Origin of the sequence: Thalassotalea sp. PLHSN55, from assembly GCF_052030545.1 — a bacterium.
Lineage (GTDB): Bacteria > Pseudomonadota > Gammaproteobacteria > Enterobacterales > Alteromonadaceae > CANMXU01.
Window position 1 is genome coordinate 61,840 of sequence record NZ_JBPDIH010000013.1, and the last position, 14,382, is coordinate 76,221.

14 protein-coding genes are annotated in these 14,382 nt (G+C 41.7%); all 14 read right to left on the bottom strand.

Translation table 11 applies throughout. The features are described from left to right. Position 1 precedes the first annotated feature (1 nt). The 14 genes from ACRRSQ_RS19045 to atpE all read right to left on the bottom strand — a co-directional run bounded on the left by ACRRSQ_RS19045 (position 2) and on the right by atpE (position 14,378). Positions 2-769 carry a DeoR/GlpR family DNA-binding transcription regulator gene (locus ACRRSQ_RS19045; protein ID WP_440877366.1) on the bottom strand — a complete coding sequence of 256 codons (768 nt, stop codon included), beginning with the start codon at positions 767-769 and terminating at the stop codon, positions 2-4. Between the two features lie 94 nt (positions 770-863). Beyond that, positions 864-1,616 (bottom strand): substrate-binding periplasmic protein, encoded by a 753-nt coding sequence (locus ACRRSQ_RS19050; protein WP_440877367.1) that lies wholly within the window; start codon positions 1,614-1,616, stop codon positions 864-866. A gap of 8 nt (positions 1,617-1,624) precedes the next feature. Further along, entirely contained in the window at positions 1,625-2,986 is a 1,362-nt protein-coding gene (glmU, locus tag ACRRSQ_RS19055; RefSeq protein ID WP_440877368.1) for a bifunctional UDP-N-acetylglucosamine diphosphorylase/glucosamine-1-phosphate N-acetyltransferase GlmU, read from the bottom strand. 113 nt (positions 2,987-3,099) lie between these two features. Next, on the bottom strand, positions 3,100-3,825 hold the full coding sequence (locus ACRRSQ_RS19060) for a hypothetical protein (protein ID WP_440877369.1): 726 nt from the start codon (positions 3,823-3,825) through the stop codon (positions 3,100-3,102). Positions 3,826-3,917: 92 nt separating this feature from the next. After that, positions 3,918-5,825, bottom strand: coding sequence for an alkaline phosphatase (locus ACRRSQ_RS19065; protein WP_440877370.1), 1,908 nt, complete (start codon positions 5,823-5,825; stop codon positions 3,918-3,920). Between the two features lie 36 nt (positions 5,826-5,861). Beyond that, complete coding sequence (locus ACRRSQ_RS19070) at positions 5,862-7,442, bottom strand: alkaline phosphatase (protein WP_440877371.1); 1,581 nt, start codon at positions 7,440-7,442, stop codon at positions 5,862-5,864. Positions 7,443-7,656: 214 nt separating this feature from the next. After that, positions 7,657-8,586: a hypothetical protein gene (locus ACRRSQ_RS19075; RefSeq protein WP_440877372.1), complete on the bottom strand. Its 930-nt coding sequence runs from the start codon at positions 8,584-8,586 to the stop codon at positions 7,657-7,659. Between the two features lie 150 nt (positions 8,587-8,736). After that, positions 8,737-9,159: a F0F1 ATP synthase subunit epsilon gene (locus ACRRSQ_RS19080; RefSeq protein WP_440877373.1), complete on the bottom strand. Its 423-nt coding sequence runs from the start codon at positions 9,157-9,159 to the stop codon at positions 8,737-8,739. Between the two features lie 55 nt (positions 9,160-9,214). Further along, complete coding sequence (atpD, locus tag ACRRSQ_RS19085; RefSeq protein ID WP_440877374.1) at positions 9,215-10,600, bottom strand: F0F1 ATP synthase subunit beta; 1,386 nt, start codon at positions 10,598-10,600, stop codon at positions 9,215-9,217. Between the two features lie 44 nt (positions 10,601-10,644). Beyond that, positions 10,645-11,505 carry a F0F1 ATP synthase subunit gamma gene (gene atpG, locus ACRRSQ_RS19090; protein ID WP_440877375.1) on the bottom strand — a complete coding sequence of 287 codons (861 nt, stop codon included), beginning with the start codon at positions 11,503-11,505 and terminating at the stop codon, positions 10,645-10,647. Positions 11,506-11,534: 29 nt separating this feature from the next. After that, positions 11,535-13,076, bottom strand: a complete 1,542-nt coding sequence (gene atpA / locus ACRRSQ_RS19095; RefSeq protein WP_440877376.1) for a F0F1 ATP synthase subunit alpha — start codon at positions 13,074-13,076, stop codon at positions 11,535-11,537. Positions 13,077-13,089: 13 nt separating this feature from the next. Beyond that, positions 13,090-13,623: a F0F1 ATP synthase subunit delta gene (atpH, locus tag ACRRSQ_RS19100; RefSeq protein WP_440877377.1), complete on the bottom strand. Its 534-nt coding sequence runs from the start codon at positions 13,621-13,623 to the stop codon at positions 13,090-13,092. Between the two features lie 14 nt (positions 13,624-13,637). After that, complete coding sequence (gene atpF / locus ACRRSQ_RS19105) at positions 13,638-14,108, bottom strand: F0F1 ATP synthase subunit B (protein WP_440877378.1); 471 nt, start codon at positions 14,106-14,108, stop codon at positions 13,638-13,640. Positions 14,109-14,156: 48 nt separating this feature from the next. Next, on the bottom strand, positions 14,157-14,378 hold the full coding sequence (gene atpE / locus ACRRSQ_RS19110) for a F0F1 ATP synthase subunit C (RefSeq protein WP_076417406.1): 222 nt from the start codon (positions 14,376-14,378) through the stop codon (positions 14,157-14,159). Positions 14,379-14,382 lie beyond the last annotated feature (4 nt).

Consider the following 14,382-nt stretch of genomic DNA (forward strand, 5'->3'; position numbering starts at 1 on the left):
TTTATTGGGTTTGGGCGCATATTAAGTTTACGCCTTGTTCAATGAGTTTTGTTTTTAATGACGATGCTAAATCATCATCGGTAATTAGGGTATTAATTTTTTGCCAAGGTATTTCCAAATTTGGAATTTTACGACCTATTTTGTCTGACTCGACCATCACAATTACTTCACGAGATACTTCTGCCATCACTTGGCTTAAACCGATAAGCTCGTTGAAAGTTGTGGTGCCGCGCTCAATATCAATGCCGTCTGCACCGATAAAAAGCTGGTCAAAGTCATACGATTTAATCACTTGCTCTGCCACTTGCCCTTTAAATGATTCCGATTGCGGATCCCATGTGCCTCCGGTCATCAAAAGGGTAGGCTCATTTTCTAAATTTTGAATGTCATTGGCGATGGCAAGTGAATTAACCATCACTACTAAGCCTTTTTTGTCCGTTAGGTATTGGCTAAGGGCTGATGTGGTTCTGCCACTGTCAATAATAATGCGGTTATGATCTTTGATAAGTTCAGCGGCTTTTTGCGCGATAGCTAACTTTCGTTTTGAAACTTTACTCGGATTAGCTTCAATAATTTCTGCCGGTAAAGAGATTGCTCCGCCATATCGACGCAGTAATAGACCACTTTGTTCAAGCGCGGCAAGATCTTTTCGAATAGTAACTTCTGAAGTTTCAAACTGTTTGGCTAAATGCTCAACACTCACTTTCCCCATTTTATTGAGCTCAGTAATAATGGTATGACGTCGCTGTTGGGTATTTCTTTTCGACATAACTTTCGTTTGAAACTTAAACTTTCGTTTTAAAAGATAGCGTATTAAAACAGATTATTAATGCACAGGCAAATTTGATTGTTATTCAAGCAGCTTATAAATCAATATGAGCAAATAAACGTTTATATTCAGCAGTGTTTTTAACCTCACTGGCAGCGCGCATTAGCAAAGAGGTGAGTGTGCTGTCAGAGTTTTTGTTTATCGCGATGTAGCTTTTACGAATGGCTTTTTCAAGCAAGGGTGCTGCGACTAAATCACCTTTAGTCATTTGGTATTTGCCCATTTCTGCACGAATTACATTAGGTTCAGTAAAAACAAAGTCGACTTTATCTTCAAAAAACAACTTGGTTGCCACTTCCATCGAACTGGCAACATAAAGGTTGCGGGTTTCCAGAAAGCCTTCTTTTATCAACAGTTGATGACCATAGGTATTTCTTACCACCGCAGTAACACGCTCTCGAATAAAGGGTAGGGAATATTGCGCTTTGCTATAGCGACTTTTTTTACCAACAAAGGTTTGAAATAGCTGGCTAACAGGCAGAAGCCAATGAAATTGCTGCTCACGTTCATCGGTTCTAATAAGGCTGAAAATAAGGGTATTAGGGGTAGTTTGCGCTTTTTGAAAAGCGCGTGCCCAAGGCATAAAATCTACCGGAATTGACAGCTGACTTTGCTTCATCAGCATTTTGTATATTTGCGCACTTGGGCCTTTTAGCTGGCCATTTACTTGATACTGCAGCAACTTACGTTCGGTTGAGACAACTTGTACTGGATTTGCCTTAACGCTTAGCGATAAAACAAACACAGCAACAATTGTTATCCACTTCAGCCAAACATGGTTTGCCACAATAACACTTATTTATTTTTTGTTGGACGCGGCCAACCTTGAATATTGCGCTGCTTACCACGTGCTACCGCTAACTCTTCATCGGCAACATCTTTAGCAACCACAGAGCCTGCCCCAACTGTCGCAGTATTGCCAATGTTCACTGGTGCAACTAACGAGCTGTTTGAGCCAATAAAAGCATTGTCGCCAATGATGGTTTGAAACTTGTTCACGCCATCGTAGTTACAAGTAATCGTACCGGCACCAATATTTGAATAAGTGCCTACGGTGGTATCACCCAAATACGTTAAATGACCGGCTTTGCTGCCTTCACCTAAAGTTGATTTTTTCATTTCAACAAAGTTGCCAACATGAGCATTTTTTTCAATAACTGAGCCAGGGCGGATACGGGCAAATGGGCCTGCCGAGCTATCTTGTGCAAGGCTTGCTTGTTCAATAATTGAATTAGGTTTTATTTCTGCATTTTCACCGATAGTGCAGTCTTTTAAGATACAGTTAGCGCCAATTTTTACGCCATCAGCTAAGGTGACTTTACCTTCAAAAATACAGTTAACATCAATTTGCACTTCTTGACCAACGGTGAGTTCGCCGCGAATATCAATACGCGCAGGATCGCGCAAACTTGCGCCAGCGATCATTAATGCTTCTGCTTGGCGAGCTTGATAAGCGCGCTCTAACGCAGCAAGTTGCACGCGGTTATTCGCGCCTTCGACTTCAATTTCAGTGTCAGGATGCGCGGTTGCGATCACTTTTCCTTCAGCGTGACAAGCGGCAATAATATCAGTTAAATAATATTCACCTTGCGCGTTATCATTTGAAAGGTTGGCTAACCAACGTTTTAAATCGCCACCATTGGCCAATAAAATGCCAGTATTTGCTTCGTTAATTTTAAGTTGCTCTGGTGATGCATCTTTTTGTTCAATAATGCCAACAACGGTATTGTTGTCACGCACGATACGACCATAGCCAGTAGGGTTTGATAAATGTACAGTTAACAAGCCCATGCCATTATCTGGTTTTACCGCCAGCAAGCTTTCAAGGGTTGATACTTTGGTTAATGGCACGTCACCGTATAACACCAATACATCTTCATCATCTTTAAGAAAAGGCGATGCTTGGTCGACCGCATGACCGGTTCCCAATTGTTCGGTTTGTTCAACAAAAGTTAAATCATCACCAGTTATTTGCTCTTTTAAAACGTCGCCACCAAAGCCATAAACTAGGTAAATATTCTCAGCACCTAATTGGCGCGCACTGTCGATAACATGACCCACCATAGGTTTGTCTGCAACAGGGTGAAGTACTTTAGGAAGTGAAGAACGCATACGGGTGCCTTTACCCGCGGCAAGAATAACAACTGAAAGGCTCATGATATATCCATGTTAACTATGATGGGGTTATTGTAACTGGCTTTTACACTATTTTACCAATCGAAAATGAGCCTTAATTAAAATTTATTCAATGCATGCTAATCAACGAGTTATTAGTGTTGATGACCACCTGAAAGTGAATGACCTTGGCTATCGTAAAAACCACTAGCACCATGTTCAACAAAACCAAGATTAATCATTTTCACTAAAAAGGGATCTGACTCGTTATCACCAATATCGGCATAATCTGTCGCGTGGTAGTCATGCAGTTTAGCGACTATCGATTTAAAGCCTTGCTCTGCGGTGATTACCTTTTTTGCTTGCCATAAGGTTTTATCCGAAGCGGTAATTCGTTCTAACTTTTGCACTAACTGCTGGCTCGGTTGCCACCAAACCTTAAGCTTGATATTTTTATCAGTTAACTCTAGTTGCTGAACCTGTTCGCACCCTGTACCCGCAGTTGCCACTAAAGTCATCTTGTTACGTACATCATAGGTAATAATGTGAAAATTTCGCTCAAACGTTGCTAAAAGCGCAGCACTTGGCTCATATTCAATCGCACGTTCAAACTCATCAAAATAGCTGACTTTACGGATGCGGTTATTGGCGGTTTTTTGCCATTTTGTTGAAGTCGCACTTTGATGGTTAATATAAATAACCTGCTGCTGATTGCGCCAAAGCGATAATTCAAAGGTATTGCGTTTGTGCGGTTTTGACTGTGATATTTTCGAAATGACATAGTCGACGCCATAAACAGTGTCGCACTCGGCCGCAATACTAAACTGCGATACGCTCGCCATTAGCATGGCTGATAAAATAATGAATAGCTGTTTTTTCATGTTGTTCTACTTATTTCAATTTGCTTTTTTGACGAAACAAAGTTGCACAAAAGGGGAGTAATAACTCCCCATTTAAATCGTGCTGATCAAGCTTAATTAATGCTTTCAGAAGCGCTCGTTAAGCCTGCCGCATAATCCATAATATGGAAGATTAAGCTTTGCTCATTGGTGCCATTTACCAATTGCGCACCTGGGCCGCTAGCATAAACACCAACATCTTCACCGGCGTGAGTTTCAGACGATCTTGGTACTAAAGCTTCTTGGTGAAAACCCGCTGATTCAGTATCAACATCAGTTAAGTCAACTCGACCTGTGATAGGGTCACTACCGTAAACGGTATCAGCATTGGTTTCATCGCCAAAATCTCGGAAACCTCGACCATTGGTATAACCTAATGTGGTGTACGGCATACCGTCTTTTGCTAATGCTGGCTCTTCGGAGCCAATGCCAACCACTTTACCAAGAATAGGATTACCACGTTTGGGATAACCGGCAATGGTAAATACATGACTATGGTCAGCAGTTACTATGATTAAGGTATCGCTAGGGTCGGTTGCATCAATAGCTACTTGCACCGCTTTGGCAAACTCTATGGTATCGTTTAAAGCGTTATACGCGTTGCCTGCGTGATGGGCGTGGTCAATGCGACCAGACTCAACTGATAAGAAAAAACCTTGCTCGTTATTATCTAAAATATCAATCGCTTTAGACGTCATTTCACTTAAGCTCGGCTCGCCAGCAATGTCATTGCCGCGATCTGCTTCGTATTGCATATGCGATTCGTTAAACAACGCAAAAACACGCTCAGTAGTGTCTGCCGAAATTGCATCAAAACCATCTTGGTCAATAATGTATTCACCTTCTGGGTAAGCAACTTGCCATTGTGCGGTTAAGTCTTGTCCGTCTGTGCGATCACCTTCAATATCACTTTGGGCATCAATACTGTTGTACATGGCATCTTTGGGTAAGAAGTGACGACGACCGCCGCCCATCACCACTTCAATGCCATCAACATCAATACCGCTATAACGCGCTTCTAAGTTTTGTTCAAAGTTCACTAGTTGTGAGGCGATATCTTGACAACCTTCATCAATAGCATCGTCAGACATATCGGAAATATCTTCCCAATTACGATCGGCTGATTTTGCATAAGTTGCCGCAGGAGTTGCGTGAGTGATACGTGCAGTTGAAACGACACCAGTGGATTTACCGGCAATTTCAGCAAGTTCAAGTGCGGTGATCATTTCGTTGCCGGCAACGCTATTACAATCGCCGCGCACGATATTCTCATCAACACCTAATACGCCCACATCGGTTTTAACACCTGATACCATCGCCGTCATTGTACCGGCAGAATCCGGCGTTTGTGCGTCAACATTGTAGGTTTTTGCTAAACCCGCAAATGGAAAGCTTTCAAAGCTTAAGCGGTTTTCTTCACCCATCATACCTTTTTGCTGACCTTCAAGAATACGAGCAGCAGTAACGGTAGAAACACCCATGCCGTCGCCAACAAACAAGATGACGTTTTTGGCGCTACCTTTGAGTGCTTCAATATCTTTAGCTGAATGAGCAACTGCAATATTTACGTTAGCACTATTAACATTCGCTGAAGCTTGTATACCAGCATCAATATTTTGCCAAGCTTGCTCTGCTTTTTCGACACTGGCTTCGCCGGCAACATACCAAGAGTTGTTGGTGTTAGTGGCAATGTCAGACGCCTTTAGTTCTTTAACCAGTGGCGCACAAACGTATTCAGTAGCACTAAATTCATCGTCAGATAACGTACCGTCACTATTTGCATCAATACCTGAGTCGACGCGTATACCGCCATTTTTACACTCGTCATTACCAACAGCTAATTCGGTTTGTTTAATTAAACTGGTTAAGCCGTTGCTACCGTCAACACCATTTGTGCCGTTAGCACCATCGTCGCCATCATCACAACCTGTTAGCGCAACTAAAACCGACGCAGCTAATGCAGATACAATTAATTTTTTCATTATAAATTCCTTAATTTATTTGTTAGCTACACGCTATTAGTCGTTAACCAGTGAAAGTGAACGATTGATCAGGTGAAAAATAACACTTTGCTCAACACTGCCTTGGACAAGGTGGGCGCTTGGTCCCATGGCATGAACTGAAATATCTTCACCGGCATGAGTTTCGCTACTAAGCGGAACGGTCACTTCTTGGTGAAAACCAACAGTTTCAGTATCAATCGCAGTTAAATCGATACGACCAGCGACAGCATCATCAGCGTAAGTTGCATCAGCATTAGTTTCTTGGCCTAAATCACGAAAGCCACGGCCATTGGTATAACCAACCGTTGTATAAGGTAGGTCATCTGAACCAAGTGCCGGCTCAGTTTGATTTACTTCAACCACTTTACCTAGAATTGGATTACCACGTTTTGGGTAGCCTGCAATGGTAAATACATGACTATGATCAGCTGTGACGATAATAAGGGTTTCTTCAGGGTCGGTGGCGTCGACAGCTGCTTGAACCGCTTTGGCAAATTCGATGGTATCGGTCAGCGCATTACTTGCGTTACCCGCATGGTGACCATGATCAATGCGACCAGACTCAACCGTTAAGAAAAAGCCGTTGTCGTTATCTTCCATAATATCAATCGCCTTCGCTGTCATTTCACTTAGGCTAGGCTCGCCGGCGATATCATTTTCACGATCAGCTTCATACTGCATATGGGATTCATTAAATAAACCAAACACTCGGCTAGTGCTGTCGTCTAACGCATCGAAACCAGCTTGGTCAGTGATATAGGCGCCATCAGGGTAGGTGGTTTGCCATTGCGCAGTTAAATCGAGATTATCGGTGCGGTCGCCTTCAATATCGCTTTGTGCGTCGCTGCTGTTAAAGGCTGCATCTTTAGGTAAAAAGTGGCGACGACCACCGCCCATCACCACTTCAATGCCGTCAATATCAACGCCTGCGTAACGTGCTTCAACATTTTTTTCAAACTCAACCAGTTGTAAAGCTATGTCTTGGCAGTCGGCGCGTTCTGGATTTTCGTCAATCGCCATATCTGAGATATCTTCCCAGTTACGGTCGGCCGATTTTGCATAGGTTGCTGCAGGGGTTGCGTGAGTAATACGGGCAGTAGAAACAATACCTGTGGCAATACCTTTTATTTCCGCTAATTCTAATGCGGTAACGACTTCATTACCTTTGGTTGAAGCACAGTTGCCACGGACAACATCTTCATCAACACCAATTACACCAGCATCGGTTTTAAGGCCTGAAATCATCGCTGTCATCGTACCGGCAGAGTCAGGGGTTTGAGCATCAACATTGTAAGTTTTGACTAAGGCTGAATAAGGGAAAGTTTCAAAGCTTAAGTAGCCTTCTTCACCACTATTACCGGCCATTTGACCTTCAAGAATTCTTGCCGCGGTTAAGGTGGATACGCCCATGCCGTCACCGACAAATAGAATGACATTTTTTGCTTTAGTGGTTCGTTGTTGCGCTAGTTTTTCTTGAATTATTGTTTGGCCTTGACTGTACCATGCATTGGCTGTTTGGTTGCTTGGCACAGGTGCAGCAACTGCATTTGATAAAATCAAGCTGGTAATGGCTAGTGAGAGCCCTTGCTTAATCATAAACTTTTCTCCAGGTTAAATAGGGATAAATCAACGAGAGATAAGTTAGAGGTCTTAGATGACAGACCAGTTACATACTTGTTACAAGTTTTTGATGCTTATATGAAAAAGTTTTTTATTAAATTTGTACAATAAAAAAGCGACTCTCCTTGCGGATAAGTCGCTTCTAGTCACTAAAACTTAGTGTGATTTTATGAAGTTAAGTACATTATTTTTAGTTAGTGCAGCTAAAATAAAATGCACATTGGCCATCGGCACGACAAATGACTTTTTTAACTCGGCATTGAGTAGAGTCATACCCTTCAGTACTTGTGATAGTAGCTCCAATTTCAATTAAATGATCAAGTAAAAAGTTAAGTTCATTACCACTACCACTTGCTTCAGCACTAAAATTTGCTGTGCTAAATCGAGATAACGGAATACTTGAACCGCCGGAAGTTGTCATTTTATCTTTAATTAACTCAGCTCTAGCCTGAATTTGATCATTAATCATCACAAAATTTATATCAATTTCAATACTTGTATCATCAGCAAAATTTACCTGCCAAGTACTTTTTTTAACTAAATTACCTGGTATAAAAGACAAAAACTCGTAACCAACGGAAGTAAAGCTGTTAAGAAGTTCAATTTGATTTTGTAGCCTGCTAATTATTTCAACCATCTGATGATTTGCTGAATTGTTTAATTCTAGGCCAATTACGCGCTTCATATCTTTAAAAGCATTGTCGCTATCGAAACCTAAATATACAGAAGTAAAACCCGAACTTTCAGGTAAGCTAATCAGTTTTTGAGGTTTAGACTGTATTTCTATATTCAACTGCCTAATATTTATTAAAGCTTGGTTTATTGCTGCTAAATAAGATTTACGACTATCTATATTAATAATGACTTTGCTAGATTTATCTCCATTTTCTTCACTTGTGGCTAAATGGGAAACAGTTACTTCTCTAGCTGTTGCCATTATTCTATCAATAACAAGAACTTTCGCAGTATTATTCTTTGCATAATTTCTGACCAAACTTTTTATTTGATCAGTAGAACAGCCTTCACAAAACAAAAAACTTTCTTTTGTTTCCGCAGCTACTGTTTGTGAAGCAAATAAAAAAGATAATAGAGATAAATAATAAAATTTTTTGATAAGCATGATAAATCCATTTATTTAAAGAGAACACATCCATGTTATACACAACATAACACAGTGATTGTTTAAAATTCAAACAATAAAAAAGCGACTCTCCTTGCGGATAAGTCGCTTTTAGTCACTAAAACTTAGTGTAATGTTGTTTCTAACTGGCTAGAGCTTCTTCTTAGCCGCTTGAATAACACGTAATTGCGCAACAGCGCGTGCTAATTCAGCTGCAGCTTCTGCGTAATTAACATCGTCGCCATGAGCATTTAAGTGCTCTTCAGCGCGTTGTTTCGCTTCTTCTGCGGCTTGTTCATCTAAGTCACCACCACGTGTTGCTACATCAGCAAGCACAGTGACGTGATTCGGTTGAACTTCAAGCATACCGCCAGAAATGTAGATAACTTCTTCGTCTCCACCTTTCTTAACGATTCTTGCCATACCAGGTTTTAGTGAGGTCAGCAAAGGTGCGTGACCAGGCATAATACCTAATTCACCTTCGCTACCTGTGATCTGTAATGATTCGATAGCGCCAGAGAATAAGCTCTCTTCAGCACTTACCACATTCAGATTTACAGAAAGTATTGCCATGTTGACCTCCAAATAGGCGACTAATTTACCTTAAGCAGTTAGTCGCCAGCCTTCATTACATGTTTTTAGCTTTTTCAGCTGCTTCTTCAATAGAACCAACCATGTAGAAAGCTTGCTCTGGTAAATCATCATACTCACCAGCAAGAATACCTTTAAAGCCACTGATAGTGTCTTTAAGTGATACGTACTTACCAGGTGAACCTGTGAATACTTCAGCAACGAAGAACGGTTGAGATAAGAAACGTTGAATCTTACGTGCACGGTCTACAGTTTGCTTATCTTCTTCAGAAAGCTCGTCCATACCTAAGATTGCAATGATATCTTTAAGTTCTTTGTAGCGTTGTAGTGTTGATTGAACACCACGAGCTGTTTCATAGTGCTCTGCACCTACTACTAATGGATCTAATTGACGCGAAGTTGAGTCAAGTGGATCAATCGCAGGGTAGATACCTTGAGACGCGATATCACGGCTAAGTACAACAGTTGCATCTAAGTGAGCAAAGGTTGTTGCAGGTGATGGATCGGTCAAATCATCCGCTGGTACGTATACCGCTTGAATTGACGTGATTGAACCTGTCTTAGTTGATGTGATACGTTCTTGAAGTACACCCATTTCTTCAGCAAGTGTAGGTTGGTAACCTACCGCAGAAGGCATACGACCTAGAAGTGCTGATACTTCAGTACCCGCAAGTGTATAACGGTAAATGTTATCAACGAAGAAAAGTACATCGCGACCTTCGTCACGGAACTTCTCAGCCATTGTTAAACCAGTCATCGCAACACGAAGACGGTTTCCTGGAGGCTCGTTCATTTGACCGTAAACAAGCGATACTTTATCAAGTACGTTTGAATCGTTCATTTCATGGTAGAAATCGTTACCTTCACGAGTACGCTCACCTACACCAGCAAATACTGAGTAGCCGCTATGCTCGATCGCGATGTTACGAATAAGTTCCATCATGTTAACGGTTTTACCAACACCAGCACCACCGAATAAACCAACTTTACCACCCTTAGCGAATGGACATACTAAGTCGATTACTTTGATACCAGTTTCAAGAAGTTCATTAGACATCGCTTGCTCAGCATATGCTGGCGCTTCACGGTGAATTGCCCACTTCTCTTCTTCGCCGATTGGGCCAGCTTCATCGATAGGCTCACCCAATACGTTCATAATACGACCCAAAGTTGCAGTACCTACTGGAACTTGGATGTTATTACCTGTGTTTTCTACGTTCAGACCACGACGCAAACCGTCAGATGAACCCATAGCAATGGCACGAACTACGCCACCACCTAGTTGCTGTTGTACTTCTAGTACTAAACCAGCAAGATCACCTTCAGTTACATTTAATGCGTCATATACCTGAGGTACAGCATCTTGTGGGAATTCTACATCCACAACTGCGCCAATGATTTGGACGACTTTACCTGTACTCATGTTTAATCCTCTAATCTTGTGCTCTTAAAGTTAAGAACCTTTGCTTATACCGCTGCTGCGCCGGCACAAATTTCACTCAATTCTTGAGTAATACTTGCTTGACGAGCTTTGTTATATACCAATTGTAAATCATCGATTAAGTCACCCGCGTTATCTGTTGCAGCTTTCATTGCAACCATACGAGCAGCTTGTTCACATGCGAGATTTTCAACTACACCTTGATATACTTGAGACTCTGTATAACGAACTAATAACTGTTCAAGCAATGCTTGAGCGTCTGGTTCGTATAAGTAATCCCAGCGATGCTTAATTGCGTCATCATCTGACTTAGGCAAAGGTAAAAGTTGATCGATTGTCGGTTGTTGCGTCATTGTATTTACAAACTTGTTGTAAACGATGAACAACTTATCTATCTCACCATTATCGTAGGCATCTAGCATTACTTTCACACTACCAACTAAGTCAGTAAGTGAAGGGCTATCACCTAAACCAGAAACTTGTGAAACGACTTTAGCGCCCATGTTGTTGAAAAAGGCAGTGGCTTTTGAACCCACTACGGCTAAATCAACTTCAGCGCCTTCTGATTGCCATTTACCGGCATCAGCAAGTACTTGTTTAAATAAGTTAATATTTAAACCACCACACAAACCTCGGTCTGTTGAGACAACGATATAACCTACGCGCTTAACTTCACGTTCTTCCATATAAGGATGACGATATTCTAAGTTACCAAGCGCGATGTGACCGATCACATTTCGCATATTTTCAGCGTATGGGCGAGATGCAGCCATGCTATCTTGCGCTCTGCGCATTTTACTAGCTGCAACCATTTCCATCGCGCTGGTGATCTTCTGTGTATTTTGTACACTTCCGATCTTTGATTTAATCTCTTTACCACCAGCCATGACTAATTCTCCGCGAAAAGGTTAACTAATTACCAAGTTTGGGTAGCTTTGAAAGCTTCAATCGCTTTAGCTAAACCAGACTCGATATCTTTGTTATAGTCACCCTTTTCGTTGATAGTAGCCATCAACTCAGCGTGGTCATTGTTTACGTATGAACGTAATGCGTCTTCAAAATCAACAACTTTGTTGATCTCAACATCGTTTAAGTAGCCTTTTTCAGCGGCAAATAACGATACTGCAGTTTCAGCAATTGACAATGGGCTGTATTGCTTTTGCTTCATCAATTCTGTTACACGTTGACCATGCTCTAATTGAGCACGAGTTGCATCGTCTAAGTCAGAAGCGAATTGAGCGAAAGCGGCAAGCTCTGCATATTGAGCTAATGCTAAACGGATACCACCACCAAGTTTCTTGATGATTTTCGTTTGAGCAGCACCACCAACACGAGATACAGAAATACCAGCGTTAACCGCAGGACGAATACCTGAGTTAAATAGGTTAGATTCTAAGAAGATCTGACCATCGGTAATTGAGATTACGTTAGTTGGTACGAAAGCAGATACGTCACCCGCTTGCGTTTCGATGATAGGTAATGCAGTTAATGAACCTGTTTTACCTTTAACTTCACCGTTAGTGAATTTCTCAACATAGTCTTCGTTTACACGAGCAGCACGCTCTAGTAGACGACTGTGAAGATAGAAAACGTCACCTGGGTATGCTTCACGGCCTGGCGGACGACGTAAAAGTAATGAGATTTGACGGTAAGCAACAGCTTGCTTAGATAAATCATCATATACGATTAGTGCATCTTCACCGCGGTCACGGAAGTATTCACCCATAGTACAACCAGAGTAAGCTGATAAGTACTGTAATGCAGCAGCTTCAGAAGCAGAAGCAACAACAACGATAGTATTATCTAACGCGCCGTGCTCTTCTAATGAACGAACTAAGTTCGCAACAGTAGAAGCTTTCTGACCGATTGCTACGTATACACACTTAATGCCAGTGTTTTTCTGGTTAATAATTGCGTCTAGTGCGATCGCTGATTTACCGATTTGACGGTCACCGATGATAAGTTCACGTTGACCACGACCGATTGGAATCATTGAGTCAATTGATTTGATACCAGTTTGAACTGGCTCATCAACTGATTTACGATCGATAACACCTGGTGCTACAACTTCAACTGGTGCGAAACCATCGTTGTCGATTGGGCCTTTGCCATCAATCGGCTCACCTAGAGTGTTTACTACGCGGCCTAATAAGCCACGACCTACTGGTACTTCCAAAATACGGCCAGTACCTTTAACTTTTACGCCTTCAGCTAGATCCGCATATGGACCCATAACTACCGCACCTACCGAATCACGGTCAAGGTTCAACGCGATAGCGAAGCGGTTGCCAGGAAGTTCGATCATTTCACCTTGCATTACATCGGCAAGGCCATGGATACGAATGATACCGTCTGTTACAGAAACGATAGTACCTTCGTTACGAGCTTCACTAACTACGTCAAACTGTTCAATACGATTCTTGATCAGTTCAGCGATTTCAGTGGAATTCAGTTGCATGCTCTGTTCCCCGTTAAGATTGCATTGTTGTTGCTAAGCGGTTCAATTTACCTCGTACTGAACCATCTATTACCATGTCACCAGCTTTGATTACTAAGCCAGAAACGACGTTTGCGTCTACAACACAATTGAGCTTTACTTTTCGAGCCAAACGCTTTTCAAGCGCGGCGCTTAATGTAGTTACTTGTTCCGCTGCTAATTCAACAGCAGACGTTACATCCACAGCAATTTCTTTCTCATATTCAGCTTTTAATTGGCTAAATTGAGCAAGAACTTGTGGTAGCACCAACAAACGTTGATTTTCAGCCATTACTTTAACTAAGTTTTGGCCATTGCTGTCGAGTTGATCTTCACAAACTTTTAAGAAAAGGTCTGTGGCTTGTTCAACTGACGCACCACCTGAAAGGTAGTTAGTCATGGTTTCATTTTCAGAAACCTCTGCAGCAAATACTAACATTGATAACCAGTTATCAACGGCATTTGCTTCAACAGCAAAATCAAACGCTGCTTTAGCGTAGGGACGAGCGACGGTTGTCAATTCAGACATAGCTCTATTCCCTCTTAAAGTTCAGCTACAAGTTTATCTAAAATGTCGCTATGTGCAGCGGCATCAATTGAACGCTCAAGAATTTTCTCGGCACCAGCTACCGCAAGAACAGCCACTTGTTGGCGTAATTCTTCTTTAGCTTGGTTACGTTCAGTCTCTATTTCTGCATGGCCAGCAGCGATGATTTTCGCCTTCTCTGCTTGCGCTTTTTCTGCAGCTTCTTCAACAATTTGCGTTTCACGCTTTTTAGCAGCTTCTACAATTTCAGCTGCTTGCGCTTTCGCTTCTTTAAGTTGAGCCGTGGCTTTTTCTTGAGCAAGCTCAAGATCTTTAGCAGCACGGTCAGAAGCCGCAAGTCCGTCAGCAATAGTTGCTTGACGAGCTTCGATGGCGCCAATAATTGGTGGCCATACGTACTTCATGCAAAAAATTACGAATACAACAAATGCAATTAATTCACCAAAAAGGGTCACATTAATATTCATTTTTGTATCTCCTATTCAAATTCGCGGTTAAAAAACAACTTAAAAAAATTAAGCACCAACTGCGAATAATAGGTATAAGCCGATAGCAACACCGATCATCGCGATAGCATCGATAAGACCCGCTACGATGAACATTTTCACTTGTAATTGAGGTGCTAATTCTGGTTGACGAGCAGCAGATTCTAGGAATTTGCCACCAAGTAGACCGAAACCAATCGCAGTACCAAGAGCACCTAGACCGATTAATAAAGCAACAGCGATATATAACATATTT

Bases quoted from the DNA above. Each gene is read 5' to 3' on its own strand.
- ACRRSQ_RS19065 (WP_440877370.1), bottom strand. From the start codon at position 5,825: ATGAAAAAATTAATTGTATCTGCATTAGCTGCGTCGGTTTTAGTTGCG.
- ACRRSQ_RS19060 (WP_440877369.1), bottom strand. From the start codon at position 3,825: ATGAAAAAACAGCTATTCATTATTTTATCAGCCATGCTAATGGCGAGC.
- atpE (WP_076417406.1), bottom strand. From the start codon at position 14,378: ATGTTATATATCGCTGTTGCTTTATTAATCGGTCTAGGTGCTCTTGGT.
- atpH (WP_440877377.1), bottom strand. From the start codon at position 13,623: ATGTCTGAATTGACAACCGTCGCTCGTCCCTACGCTAAAGCAGCGTTT.
- ACRRSQ_RS19080 (WP_440877373.1), bottom strand. From the start codon at position 9,159: ATGGCAATACTTTCTGTAAATCTGAATGTGGTAAGTGCTGAAGAGAGC.
- glmU (WP_440877368.1), bottom strand. From the start codon at position 2,986: ATGAGCCTTTCAGTTGTTATTCTTGCCGCGGGTAAAGGCACCCGTATG.
- ACRRSQ_RS19045 (WP_440877366.1), bottom strand. From the start codon at position 769: ATGTCGAAAAGAAATACCCAACAGCGACGTCATACCATTATTACTGAG.
- atpD (WP_440877374.1), bottom strand. From the start codon at position 10,600: ATGAGTACAGGTAAAGTCGTCCAAATCATTGGCGCAGTTGTGGATGTA.
- ACRRSQ_RS19075 (WP_440877372.1), bottom strand. From the start codon at position 8,586: ATGCTTATCAAAAAATTTTATTATTTATCTCTATTATCTTTTTTATTT.
- atpF (WP_440877378.1), bottom strand. From the start codon at position 14,108: ATGAATATTAATGTGACCCTTTTTGGTGAATTAATTGCATTTGTTGTA.
- atpA (WP_440877376.1), bottom strand. From the start codon at position 13,076: ATGCAACTGAATTCCACTGAAATCGCTGAACTGATCAAGAATCGTATT.
- atpG (WP_440877375.1), bottom strand. From the start codon at position 11,505: ATGGCTGGTGGTAAAGAGATTAAATCAAAGATCGGAAGTGTACAAAAT.
- ACRRSQ_RS19070 (WP_440877371.1), bottom strand. From the start codon at position 7,442: ATGATTAAGCAAGGGCTCTCACTAGCCATTACCAGCTTGATTTTATCA.